Below are 11,513 nucleotides of genomic sequence, written 5' to 3' on the forward strand. Positions count from 1 at the left end.
GATCCTGGACGTCATCGCCGGGCGATCCAGACCCGGAAACGGATCCGGCCGCCGTCGCCGCTACTGCTCGGCCATCCAGGCCTGCCAGTCCGCGATGCGGAGCCCCGGCGGCATGACCGCGTCGACCTCCTTGACGAACGGCGTCGTGCCGTCTGCGGTCAGGAGGGCGCGGTAGTCGGCGTGCTGCTGGTCGAGGAAGTAGAAGTACGACCCGGCCGTGAGATAGGCCGTGTCGACCCGGGCGGAGTCGTCGAACGCCGCGGCGGAGACGGCGTCGGCCACGTCACCATCGAGCACCGTGCGCCGCACGTCGCGGGTGGTGAACAGCTCGGCGGAGGCGTCGGCGTAGTCGGCCGCGACGGCCTCGGCGTAGCCCTCGGAGAAGGCGCGGTCGTCGCCCTTCGCGCCGTCGGCGGTGAAGGGGGCCGGCGCGTACGTGTTCTGCACATAGTGCGCGAACTCGTGCGCGAAGACGTACCCGTCCTCATCGATCAGACCGCCCGGGCCGACAGTCGCGAGCCCGCCGCCGGGGTAGGGCCCGCTGGCGAGGCCGGGCACGTTCTCCGCCGTCCACCGGCTCGGCCGGTAGTCGAACTGGCAGAAGCCCGCGACCCCATCGGCCATGTCCGGACCGTACGCCGCCCGGAAGTCGTCGTCGTTCTCGGTCACGTAGCTCACGAAGCCGTCGAGACGCGCCGTGGATCCGGTCCAGTCGGGACGGGCGAGCACGTCCTCCGCCGCGGCCTCGGCCTCGGGGATGCGGTCGTCGGCGAGGGCGGCCTCGTCGGCGTCGGCGAACAGCGCGACGTGCTCCCCGCGTGCGACCGCGATCTGCTCGCCGCGATCCCAGGGCATGTCCGCCACCGCGTTCAGCACCGTGAGCTTCGAGTGCGGACCCGTGCCCGCGATCGTCGCGTCGTACACGAAGGTCGCCAGCAGCTCCCCGCCGAAGCCGGTGCCGTTGTCGGCGGCGACCGCGTGGAAGCCGCCGAGCTGCATGTTGAACGCGAGCTGCACGGATCCGGTCGCGTCCGTCGACTCGGCCACCCCGAGGGTCCAGCCCAGCTTCTTCGTCTCGTCCCAGATCGCCGCCAGATGCGTCGCGACGCGCCCGTCGCCCGCCGCGACGAACGCCGCGCGGTCGTTCTCCTGCATCGCGGTGCTCAGCCGCGTTGTCACGTCGTCCTCCCACGCGTCGGCGCTCGTCGAGGAGCCGTCCCCGGTGGCGGTCGAACCGTAGGAGGAGTCCTGCGGGATCGCTGCGAGGACGGCGACTCCGGTGACCGTCGCGCCCCCGACCGTGACCGCGATCGCCGCGACGATGGCGACGGCCCACAGCCAGCCGCGCCGTCGATCGGGCATCGGCGGGTGCGCGACGGGGCCGGCCGGCCAGTGGGGCGTCGTCGCGGCCCTTCCGCCGAGGTGCGGGCCGGGCAAGCCATGGCCGCCCGACCGCGATCCGGGAGCGCCGAAACGAGGGCCGGGGAAGCCGTGGCCGCCGGGAGTCGACGTCACGGGCGGGGTCGCTGCGTCCAATGGTCTGCTCTCTCGCATAGTGCGCGGTGCGCATCGTCGCGACCGGGGACGGCGGATCCCTGTCCAGCATTCTGCTGCCTGAGCCTGCGGTGCGCCAAGCGCCGTGATGGCACCGATGCGCCCGCCGATCGACGCCGTATCCGCCGCACGGTCGCGATCCGCACGGGCGACGTCCGGATCCCCATGAGTCGCAAAGCAGCGGCGGGGGAGAATGGATCCATGCCCCTCAACGACGCCCCCCTGCTGCGCGCCCTCGCCGGAGACCGCCCCGAGACCACCCCGGTGTGGTTCATGCGCCAGGCAGGCCGTTCGCTGCCCGAGTACCGCGATCTGCGGGTCGGCACCCGGATGCTCGACGCCTGCCTCACGCCGGACCTCGCAGCGGAGATCACGCTGCAGCCGGTGCGCCGGCACAACGTGGACGCGGGCATCTTCTTCAGCGACATCGTGGTGCCCCTGCGGCTCGCCGGCGTCGAGGTCGAGATCGAGCCGGGCCGCGGGCCGGTTTTCGCGGCGCCGGTGCGCACCGCGGCTGACGTCGACCGGATCACGGCGATCGACCCCGCGTCGCTCGACACGACGCAGATCGCCGAGGCGGTGCGGCTCGTGGTGGCCGAACTCGGCGACACCACGCCGCTGATCGGCTTCGCTGGAGCGCCCTTCACCCTCGCCGCCTACCTCGTCGAGGGCGGGCCGTCGAAGGAGCACCTGCGCGCACGGGCGATGATGCACACGGATCCGGACTCGTGGAACCGGCTCGCGGGCTGGCTCGCGCGGATCTCGCGGACCTTCCTCGACGCGCAGCACGCGGCCGGGGCGAGCGCGGTCCAGCTCTTCGACTCCTGGGCAGGCTCCCTCAGCCCCGCCGACTACCGTGCCTTCGTCGCGCCGCACTCGGCCGCCGCGGTCGACGGCATCGACGCTCCGGTCATCCACTTCGGCGTCGGCACGGGGCCGTTCCTCGCCGACATGCGCCTGGACGGCCGCGCCGACGCGGTCGGGGTCGACTGGCGCCTGCCGCTGGACGAGGCCGTGGCTGTGCTCGGCGACGACGTGACCGTGCAGGGCAACATCGACCCGGCGCTGCTCACCGCGCCCTGGCCCGTGCTCGAGGCGCACGTCCGCGACGTGCTGCGCCGCGGCACCGCCGCCCGCGCGCACATCCTGAACCTCGGCCACGGGGTGCCGCCCGAGACGGATCCCTCCGTGCTCACCCGGATCGTCGAGCTGGTGCACGAGGTGCGGGTCGAGTCGGCGGTCGCCGGGCGATGACCGCACCGGATCCGGGGTCTTCGCCCGCCGTCGAACCGCACGCTCCTGAGCTCGCCGAGAAGGCCGCGCGCCTGCGGGTCGCCGTGATCGGCGGCGGAGTGGCGGGCCTTGTCGCGGCGGAGTCGATCGCCGCGATCGGCGCGCACGCGACGGTGTTCGAAGCGCAGGATCGGGCCGGCGGCGCCGTGCGGGCCGGCGAGGCCGACGGGATCGTGTTCGACGCCGGCGCCGAGAGCTTCGCCGTGCGCGGCGGTCACGTGCGTGCACTGCTCGCCGAATTCGGACTCGACGATCGGGTGGTGTCGCCGGAGCCCGGCGGCGCCTGGGTCGCGGGCATCCCCGGCGGCGCCGCGCCGCTGCCCCGAGGCGGGCTGCTCGGGATCCCCGCGAATCCCTTCGCCGAGGACGTGCGCCGGGTGATCGGGTGGAGCGGCACCTGGCGAGCCTGGCTCGACCGTCTGCTGCCGCCGCTCACGATCGGCCACGACCACAGTCTGGGTCGTCTCGTGCGCAAGCGCATGGGCGCCAGGGTGCTCGACCGCCTCGTGGCCCCGGTCAGCACCGGCGTGTACTCCGCGCACCCCGACGACATCGACGTCGACGTGGCAGCCCCGTCTCTGAACGCGGCCCTCACCCGCGCCGGCTCGCTCTCCGGCGCGGTCGCTGAGATCACCGGCGGATCGGGCAAGGCACCCGGTGCGGCGGTGCAGGGTCTCACAGGCGGCATGTCGGGCTTCGTGGACGCGCTGATCGCGCGTATCGAACTGCTCGGATCCGAGGTGCGCACGGACGCTCAGGTCGAGGCGCTCGAGCGCGATGACCTCGGCTGGACCGTGCGCCTCGCCGAGCAGGAGCAGGAGCAGGAGCAGGAGCAGGAGCAGGAGCAGGAGCAGGAGCAGGACGGTGTCGTCGCGGACGGCCTCGGCACCGAGCCCGCCGACGGCCTTGCCCGCTTCGACGCGGTGATCGTCGCCGCCGACGAGCCCACGGCACGCCGGCTCCTCGCGCCACACGTGCCGGAGCTGGCCGCGGTCGCCGGCGGAGCATCCCCGCGCATCGAGATCGTCACGCTGGTCCTCGACGCCCCCGAACTCGCCGTCGCCCCGCGCGGATCCGGAGTGCTCACCGTTCCCGGGTCGCATGCGGCGAAGGCCCTGACGCACAGCACCGCGAAATGGGCCTGGTTGCGCGAGCGGGCCGGCAACAGGCAGGTCGTCCGGGTGTCGTTCGGCTCCGCGGGCGAAGAGCCGGCGACCGCCGCCCTCGACGACGAGGCCGCCGCGTCCCTCGCGCTCGCCGAGGCCTCGGCCCTGCTCGGCGTCGAGCTGAGCGCCGCGCAGCTGCGGGGCAGCCACCGCGCGCGTTTCGTGCAGGCGCAGCCCTCGGCCGTGCGGGGAGCGGCCGAGCGCCGCACCGAGGCGGCGGACGCGATCTCCGCGGTGCCGGGCGTCGGCGCGACCGGGGCGTGGCTCAGCGGCACCGGTCTCGCGCAGGTCGTCCCGCACGCGAAGGAGGAGGCGGAGCGGATCCGTCACGCCCTCCTCTGGGGCTGACCCCGACGGAAGCGGCCGTGGTCCGCAGGTCGGCTGCGGGAGGACGCCGCACGTGGACCGAGCGAAGTCAACCCCCTCCGCCCGATAGATGCCGAAAACGGAATACAGGGTTACGCTGGAGATCCGCAGAGACCGCAATCGTGAGGAGACCCCATGAAGGGGAAGATCGGACTTGTCGTCGGACTCGGCGTCGGATACGTGCTGGGCACTCGCGCGGGGCGCGAGCGCTACGAGCAGATCAAGAAGCAGTGGCTCAAGGTCTGGCACCTCGACCCCGTGCAGGCGCAGGTGCACAAGGTGCAGGACTTCGCGAAGACGCAGGCGGCCGCCGTGCCGCAGGCTCTGTGGACCGGCGCCGTGAAGATCGTCAAGGCCGCCACGTCCGACGGAACGCCGGGTCAGCGCGTGGACTCGACCATCGCGAGCGGCAAGACCGTCGCTGCGGAGGTCAAGCAGGCGGCGGAGGAGACCGTGGCAGCTGCGGAACAGAGCGCCGCCGCGGCGGAGAGCAAGACGAAGCCCCGCACGTCTTCGGGCGCGAAGGCTGCGCCGAAGAAGCCGACCACGGACGCCTGACATGGCCGGCAACTTCCGGGATCGCGCCGACGACAGCCTGCTGACGCTGCTCGGCGACCTTCCCGACCTCGTCAGCAATCTCGTCAAGGCCGAGATCGACGCGGCCAAGACCTGGATCTCCCGCACCGCCAAGGACGCAGGGATCGGCAGTGTCTGGTTCCTGGTCGCACTGTTCTTCCTGTTCTGGACCGTGCCGGTCATCCTCGTGTTCGCGATCGCCGGCCTCTCGTCGTGGTTCCCGGTCTGGCTCTCCGCGATCATCACGTTCGGGATCCTGCTGCTCGCCGTGGTCGTGTTCGCGCTGCTCGGAATCGTGAAGTTCCGCAAGGTCCTGCGCCGGGAGAATCCCGCACAGGCCGTCGCCACCGACGTCCGCATCGTGAAGGAGGCCGGCAATGGCCGTTGACCCGGTGAACATCCCGCGCACGGCCGTGCCCGCAGGGATCGTCGATCCCGTCGCCTCGGCCCGTGCCGAGCTGAAGGCGGCGCTGCTCGCGATCGAGGAGAAGGGCAACGTGCCCCGTCGTCTCGAGAAGGCGACCGTCGAGGGCAAGGTGAAGCTGCGCGCGTTCGCGCGGCGCAACCCGGTCGGCGCCATGGCCGCGGCTGTCGGCGTGGCTGCGGTCGTCGGCGGCATCGTCTGGGCCGTCGCCCGCAGCATCGCACGCTGACTTTCTCCGAGTCGTCCCCCTGAGCGCGGTCTATAGGTCGCCCTCAGGGGGACGACTCGGATTCTCCGCCACATAGCTGGAGGGGGCAGACTGGATCCATGGCTGAAGCTGCAGAAACGCCCGTGCTCGCCGCCGACTCCGACGCCTCGCCCCAGGGTTTCACCCTGTGGGCCGTGTGGCGCCGCGACCCCTCCGCTCCCGTGGTCGAGTCCGACGCCACCGAGCTGGAGGACATCGTCCGGCACATCGAGGACGGCGGGATCTCCGTCCGCGGCTTTTACGACGTCTCCGGCCTGAAGGCCGACGCCGACCTCATGGTGTGGCTGCACGGACCGAACCCCGAGGAACTGCAGAAGGCCCTCCGGCGCCTCCGGCGCACCGAACTGCTGCGCACCCTGCTGCCGACGTGGAACGTGATGGGCGTGCACCGCGACGCCGAGTTCAACCGTGCGCACGTCCCCGGCTTCCTCCGTGGCGTCGAGGCGAAGGGCTGGCTCTGCCTGTACCCGTTCGTGCGCACGCCCGAGTGGTACCTGATCGAGGAGGACGAGCGCCGCCGCATGCTCGCCGAGCACGGGCGCAAGGGCGCCGCCTTCCGCGGGGTCATCGCCAACACCGTCGCGGCCTTCGCGCTCGGCGACTACGAGTGGCTGCTGCCGCTCGAGGCCGACGACCCGACGGAGCTCGTCGACCTCATGCGCGACCTGCGCTACACCGATGCACGCCGCTACGTGAAGGAGGAGGTGCCCTTCTACACCGGGCGCCGCCTGCGCCTCGAGGAGATCCCCGAGGTGCTGCAGTGACCCCTTCGACGGGTTCAGGGAGCGCGGGCGTCATCCGCCTCGGCACGCGCCGCAGCGCCCTCGCGCAGGCCCAGTCGGGTCACGTCGCCAAGGCGCTCGAGGCGGTCTCCGGCCGTCGGGTCGAGCTCGTCCCGATCACGAGCGAGGGCGACACCAACCGGGCGTCCCTCAGCGAGATCGGCGGGCAGGGCGTGTTCGCCACGGCCCTGCGCGATGCGCTGCTGCGCGGCGAGTGCGACATCCTCGTGCACTCCCTGAAGGACCTGCCCACGCAGGTGCCGGATGGGCTCGTGATCGCCGCGATCCCGGCTCGCGCCGACGCCCGCGACGTGGCCGTCACCCGCGACGGCACGCCCCTTCACGAGTTGAAGGGCGGATCCACGATCGGCACCGGATCCCCGCGCCGAATCGCGCAGGTGCACGTGCGCAACCCGCGCCTGCACACGGCCGATCTGCGCGGCAACGTCGACTCCCGGCTGCAGCGCGTGGCGTCGGGCGAGCTCGACGCCGTGATCCTCGCCTCCGCGGGACTCAGCAGGCTCGACGGGGATCCCCTCGGCGAGCTGAAGGCCGAGCCGCTCGGTCTCGCCGAGTGGCCGACGGCGCCCGGCCAGGGAGCGCTCGCCGTGGAGACCACCGTCGACGCTCCGGCAGAGCTTCTGGCCGCGCTCGCCGCCCTTGACGACGAGGCCACCCGCATCGCCGTCACCGCGGAACGAGCAGTGCTGGAGGGGCTGGATTCCGGCTGCCAGGCGCCGATGGCCGCGCACGCGGAGATCGTGGACGGCGACCTGCGCGTGCGAGCCGTGGTCTACGCGCCGCACGACGGCTGGCGGATCGGGATCGACGTCACGGAGCCGCTGCATCCAGACTCCGTGAAGGCTGCGGCACCGGGCGAGGAGTATATTCGTCCCAACGGCAGTGGCAACGGTGCGGACTCTGCCGATGGTGCGGACCCGATCAGCGCATCGCGCGCGATCGGGTTGTCTGTTGCCCGTCGGCTGCTCGAACGTGGGGCGGCTGACCTCATTCCGCGCCCCTGAATCCGATGATGATGACTGAATCGAAGCAAGAGGCCAAGCCGTTGACGGGTTGGCGTGTGCTCGTGCCGCGCGGAGGCCCCTGGGGCGACGGCGTCGCCGCCACTCTGCGCGCGCAGGGAGCGGTCCCCGTCGTGGCGCCCCTGATCAACTTCGCGCCGACGAACGACCAGGCCGCTCTCGATGACGCGCTCGCGAAGCTCGCGAACGGCGAGTTCGACTGGCTCACCATCACGAGCGCGACCACGGTCGACGTGCTCTTCGCGCACCGCGCCGAGATCCCCGTCTCCACGAAGATCGCCGCCGTGGGTGAGACCACGGCCACGGCGCTCGCCGCCGTCGGCTATCACGTCGACCTCGTGCCGGAGGACGACAACTCCGCCGAGGGAATGGCGGCCCAGCTCATCGCGCTCGAGCCGGAACCGAAGCGGATCCTGACGCTGCGCAGTGAGATCGCCAAGCCCCTGCTCACCAAATCGCTGATCAAGGCGGGCCATCACGTGTCCAGCGTCGTCGCCTACCGCACCGTCGGCGTTCCGGTCACGGAGCGCATCATGCGCGACGTGCAGAACGGCCGGATCAACGCGATCCTGGTCACGAGCGGATCCGTCGCCGAGCAGGTGCGCGAGCAGTTCCCGGACATCCCGGATTCCACGTTGCTCGCCGCGATCGGGCCCCGTACCGCGAAGGACGCCAAGAGGGCGGGCCTGCCGATCACGGTGGTCGCCGACACGCAGACGGTCGACGCGCTCATCGACGCGGTCGCCCAGTTCACCCTCCCGCACGCGGCCGACGAGTTCGCCCCGTGACCGGCGGACTTCGCTCTGATGCCGCCGCCGCCGGGCTGGGCGCATCGGCCGGCTTCCCCGATGTCCGCCCACGCCGGCTGCGGCAGTCCGCCCCGGTGCGCTCCCTGGCGCGCGAGACGGATCTTCTTCCTCGGCACCTGGTGCTCCCGGCCTTCGTGCGCGAGGGACTGACGGATCCGTCCCCGATCGGATCCATGCCCGGCGTCGTGCAGCACTCGCTCGACTCCCTCCGTCGCGCCGCCGTCGAGGCGGCCGAGGCGGGCGTGACCGGGATCATGCTGTTCGGCGTGCCCGCCGTGCGCGACGCCACAGGATCCGGTGCCGATGATCCGGACGGGATCCTCAATGTCGCCACCGCCGCGCTGGCGGCGGAGGTCGGCGACTCCCTCGTCGTGCAGACCGACCTGTGCCTGGACGAGTTCACCGACCACGGTCACTGCGGCGTGCTCGCCGCCGACGGCTCCGTCGACAACGACGCGACGCTGGAGCGGTACGTGGCGATGGCGCTCGCCCAGGCCCGCGCCGGATCGCAGCTGCTCGGGCTGAGCGGCATGATGGACGGACAGACCGCCGCGGTGCGCCACGTTCTGGACGCCGAGGGCTTCCAGAACGTGCTGCTGCTCGGCTACGCGGCGAAGTACGCGAGCGCGTTCTACGGACCGTTCCGCGAGGCCGTCGACTCCCAGCTGCAGGGCGACCGCCGCACGTATCAGCTGGATCCGGGCAACCGCCGCGAGGGCGTGCGCGAGGCGCTGCTGGACGAGGCCGAGGGTGCGGACATCGTCATGGTGAAGCCCGCGATGGCGTTCCTCGACGTGCTGCGCGAGGTGCGCGACGCCGTGCGCGTGCCGGTGTGGGCGTACCAGGTTTCGGGCGAGTACGCGATGATCGAGGCCGCGGCGCAGAACGGCTGGCTCGATCGCGAGCGCACGATCCTGGAGTCGCTGCTGTCGATCCGCCGTGCCGGCGCCGACGTCGTGCTGACGTACTGGGCGACCGAGGCCGCCCGCTGGCTCGCCCGCGGCTGAGCCGGCCGCAGGTGCTTTCGAAGCGCGCAAATGGCTCCATTCAGGCCTCGGATGGAGCCATTTGCGCGCTTTGAAACGAGGAGGACCCGCCGACACCCGGGCACAGGATCCTCCGGGAGAATGGATCCATGACCGACCGCAATGACGTCCTGTTCGATGCCGCCCGTGCCGTGATCCCCGGAGGGGTGAACTCCCCGGTGCGCGCCTACGGGTCGGTCGGCGGCACGCCGCGGTTCCTCGCGAGCGCGTCCGGCGCGACGGTCACCGACGCGGCCGGCACGACCTACCTCGACCTCGTCGCGTCCTGGGGCCCGGCGCTGCTGGGGCACGCGCACCCCGAGATCGTCGCGGCCGTGCAGGAGTCGGCCACCCGCGGGCTGTCGTTCGGCGCCCCGACCGAGGGCGAGGTCGAGCTCGCCGCGCTCATCGCCGACCGCGTGCGGCACGGCGACGTGCGCCCCGTCGAGCGGGTGCGGCTGGTCTCCACGGGCACCGAGGCGACCATGACCGCGATCCGGCTGGCCCGCGGCGTGACCGGCCGCGATCTGCTCGTGAAGTTCGCCGGGCACTACCACGGGCACTCGGACGGGCTGCTGGCCGCGGCCGGATCCGGCGTCGCGACCCTGGCGCTGCCCGGATCCGCGGGTGTCCCCGCCCCGATCGCCGCGCAGACGCTCGTCATCGACTACAACTCCCCGGAGGCGCTCGCCGCCGTGTTCGCCGAGCACGGCGACCGCATCGCGGCTGTCATCGTGGAGGCCTCCGCGGCGAACATGGGCGTGGTGGCGCCGCAGGCCGGATTCAACCGACTCATCGCCGAGACCGCGCATGCGCACGGCGCCCTGATGATCCTGGACGAGGTGCTCACCGGCTTCCGCGTGCACGCGGCCGGCTTCTGGGGCCTGCAGCAGGCGGCGGGTGAGGAGTACTTGCCCGACATCATCACGTTCGGCAAGGTCGTGGGCGGGGGCATGCCGCTCGCGGCGCTCGGCGGGCGTGCCGAGGTGATGGACCGGCTGGCGCCGACCGGGCCGGTGTATCAGGCGGGCACGCTGAGCGGGAACCCGCTCTCGGTCGCCGCGGGCCTGGCCACCCTGCGCCTCGCGACCCCGGACGTGTACGCGCGGATCGACGCCGCCGCAGCCCGGCTGTCCGCCGTGCTCGACAGCGCGCTCACCGACGCGGGCGTGGAGCACGCCGTGCCGCGCGCAGGCAACCTGTTCGGCGTGGCCTTCGCGGCTGAGGCCCCGCGCGACTACACCGAAGCGCAGGCGCAGCAGGTCTTCCGGTACGCGCCGTTCTTCCACGCCATGCGCGAGCAGGGCGTGGCGCTGCCGCCGAGCGTGTTCGAGGCCTGGTTCCTCACGGCCGCGCACGGCGAGGCGGAACTCGCAGCGATCGAGGCGGCGCTTCCCGCGGCCGCTCAGGCCGCGGCCCGGGCCACGGCCTGACCCCACGGACGCGGATCCCGTCCGGCATCTCCGCTCACTGGTCGCGAATTGCGACTTTGAGCGAGCGAAAGCCGCAATTCGCGACCACTGAGCAGGACCGAGTGGACGAGAGCGCCGTCATCGCCGGACCGCGGATTGTGGATCACCGCCAGTGGGATCGTTGCCGTCCTGTGAGGTGCCTCGCGGGCGGATCCGGGTCGGCGCTGGCAGACTGGGGGAATGGTGACGCTGCTGCTGGATCGGACCCGCCTCGAGGTGGAGCTCTCTCCGCTCGAGCGCGCCGTCTCGTTCCGCCGCGACAACCTGCACATCGCCCGCGAGTCGATCGTCAAGGTGCAGCTCACGGATGACGCCTGGACATGGTTGCGCGGCGTCGGCAGCCCCGGCACGCATGTGCCGCTCGTGCTCGCCGCCGGCACCTGGAAGTCGGCGAACGGCGATGACTTCGTGCTCATCCGGCGGCACAAGCCCAGCGTCGTGATCGACCTCGAGGGCGCCGAGTTCCAGCGGCTCGTCCTCACGACCCGGCACGGTCTGGCGCTCGCGCAGGCGCTGCGGCTCGATGCGACCTCCGAGCTCGCGGAGGTCACCGACATCGCCGCGACCGGGGCGATCCCGGTCGTGGAGCCCGCGGGCAAGCCCGGGCGCAAGCGCAAGCCTGCGATCCGTCCCGCCTAATCCGCCCCACTTCCGAGTCGTCTCCCTGAGCACGACCTATAGGCCGTGCTCAGGGAGACGACTCGCAGGTAGGCGAACGACGGAGCGGCGACCGTC

At 72.2% G+C, this 11,513-nt stretch carries 12 protein-coding genes; 11 read left to right on the plus strand and 1 reads right to left on the minus strand.

Annotation, left to right across the window (positions count from 1 at the left end):
- Nucleotides 1-60 precede the first annotated feature (60 nt).
- Nucleotides 61-1,362, minus strand: a complete 1,302-nt coding sequence (locus AB4078_RS16515; protein ID WP_441978046.1) for a hypothetical protein — start codon at nt 1,360-1,362, stop codon at nt 61-63.
- A 393-nt stretch (nt 1,363-1,755) separates the two neighbouring features.
- Here AB4078_RS16515 and hemE point away from each other — a divergent pair, with 393 nt between their 5' ends.
- The 11 genes from hemE to AB4078_RS16570 all read left to right on the plus strand — a co-directional run bounded on the left by hemE (nt 1,756) and on the right by AB4078_RS16570 (nt 11,417).
- Nucleotides 1,756-2,808 (plus strand): uroporphyrinogen decarboxylase, encoded by a 1,053-nt coding sequence (gene hemE, locus AB4078_RS16520; RefSeq protein WP_441978047.1) that lies wholly within the window; start codon nt 1,756-1,758, stop codon nt 2,806-2,808.
- Nucleotides 2,805-4,361, plus strand: coding sequence for a protoporphyrinogen/coproporphyrinogen oxidase (locus AB4078_RS16525; protein ID WP_441978048.1), 1,557 nt, complete (start codon nt 2,805-2,807; stop codon nt 4,359-4,361). Before hemE ends, AB4078_RS16525 begins: the two co-directional genes overlap by 4 nt.
- Before the next feature lie 153 nt (nt 4,362-4,514).
- Nucleotides 4,515-4,937 carry a hypothetical protein gene (locus AB4078_RS16530; RefSeq protein WP_440734308.1) on the plus strand — a complete coding sequence of 141 codons (423 nt, stop codon included), beginning with the start codon at nt 4,515-4,517 and terminating at the stop codon, nt 4,935-4,937.
- Nucleotide 4,938: 1 nt separating this feature from the next.
- Nucleotides 4,939-5,343, plus strand: coding sequence for a phage holin family protein (locus tag AB4078_RS16535; protein WP_440734307.1), 405 nt, complete (start codon nt 4,939-4,941; stop codon nt 5,341-5,343).
- A complete protein-coding gene (locus AB4078_RS16540; RefSeq protein WP_440734306.1) occupies nt 5,333-5,608 on the plus strand; it encodes a hypothetical protein in 276 nt (91 codons plus the stop codon). Before AB4078_RS16535 ends, AB4078_RS16540 begins: the two co-directional genes overlap by 11 nt.
- Nucleotides 5,609-5,706: 98 nt before the next feature.
- On the plus strand, nt 5,707-6,411 hold the full coding sequence (gene hemQ / locus AB4078_RS16545) for a hydrogen peroxide-dependent heme synthase (RefSeq protein ID WP_441978049.1): 705 nt from the start codon (nt 5,707-5,709) through the stop codon (nt 6,409-6,411).
- Entirely contained in the window at nt 6,408-7,454 is a 1,047-nt protein-coding gene (gene hemC / locus AB4078_RS16550; protein WP_440734304.1) for a hydroxymethylbilane synthase, read from the plus strand. Before hemQ ends, hemC begins: the two co-directional genes overlap by 4 nt.
- Nucleotides 7,455-7,465: 11 nt before the next feature.
- Nucleotides 7,466-8,260 carry a uroporphyrinogen-III synthase gene (locus AB4078_RS16555; protein WP_440734303.1) on the plus strand — a complete coding sequence of 265 codons (795 nt, stop codon included), beginning with the start codon at nt 7,466-7,468 and terminating at the stop codon, nt 8,258-8,260.
- Between the two features lie 35 nt (nt 8,261-8,295).
- Nucleotides 8,296-9,288 (plus strand): porphobilinogen synthase, encoded by a 993-nt coding sequence (hemB, locus tag AB4078_RS16560; protein WP_441978087.1) that lies wholly within the window; start codon nt 8,296-8,298, stop codon nt 9,286-9,288.
- 128 nt (nt 9,289-9,416) lie between these two features.
- Nucleotides 9,417-10,739 carry a glutamate-1-semialdehyde 2,1-aminomutase gene (gene hemL / locus AB4078_RS16565; RefSeq protein WP_441978050.1) on the plus strand — a complete coding sequence of 441 codons (1,323 nt, stop codon included), beginning with the start codon at nt 9,417-9,419 and terminating at the stop codon, nt 10,737-10,739.
- A gap of 219 nt (nt 10,740-10,958) precedes the next feature.
- On the plus strand, nt 10,959-11,417 hold the full coding sequence (locus tag AB4078_RS16570) for a hypothetical protein (RefSeq protein ID WP_441978051.1): 459 nt from the start codon (nt 10,959-10,961) through the stop codon (nt 11,415-11,417).
- Nucleotides 11,418-11,513 lie beyond the last annotated feature (96 nt).

It is taken from the genome of Microbacterium sp. 2MCAF23 (assembly GCF_052115565.1).
Taxonomy (GTDB): domain Bacteria; phylum Actinomycetota; class Actinomycetes; order Actinomycetales; family Microbacteriaceae; genus Microbacterium.

What these genes read in the sequence shown, in the direction of transcription:
- AB4078_RS16515 (WP_441978046.1), bottom strand. Translation starts at nt 1,362, where the DNA reads ATGCCCGATCGACGGCGCGGCTGGCTGTGGGCCGTCGCCATCGTCGCG.
- hemE (WP_441978047.1), top strand. Translation starts at nt 1,756, where the DNA reads ATGCCCCTCAACGACGCCCCCCTGCTGCGCGCCCTCGCCGGAGACCGC.
- AB4078_RS16525 (WP_441978048.1), top strand. Translation starts at nt 2,805, where the DNA reads ATGACCGCACCGGATCCGGGGTCTTCGCCCGCCGTCGAACCGCACGCT.
- AB4078_RS16530 (WP_440734308.1), top strand. Translation starts at nt 4,515, where the DNA reads ATGAAGGGGAAGATCGGACTTGTCGTCGGACTCGGCGTCGGATACGTG.
- AB4078_RS16535 (WP_440734307.1), top strand. Translation starts at nt 4,939, where the DNA reads ATGGCCGGCAACTTCCGGGATCGCGCCGACGACAGCCTGCTGACGCTG.
- AB4078_RS16540 (WP_440734306.1), top strand. Translation starts at nt 5,333, where the DNA reads ATGGCCGTTGACCCGGTGAACATCCCGCGCACGGCCGTGCCCGCAGGG.
- hemQ (WP_441978049.1), top strand. Translation starts at nt 5,707, where the DNA reads ATGGCTGAAGCTGCAGAAACGCCCGTGCTCGCCGCCGACTCCGACGCC.
- AB4078_RS16555 (WP_440734303.1), top strand. Translation starts at nt 7,466, where the DNA reads ATGACTGAATCGAAGCAAGAGGCCAAGCCGTTGACGGGTTGGCGTGTG.
- hemL (WP_441978050.1), top strand. Translation starts at nt 9,417, where the DNA reads ATGACCGACCGCAATGACGTCCTGTTCGATGCCGCCCGTGCCGTGATC.
- AB4078_RS16570 (WP_441978051.1), top strand. Translation starts at nt 10,959, where the DNA reads ATGGTGACGCTGCTGCTGGATCGGACCCGCCTCGAGGTGGAGCTCTCT.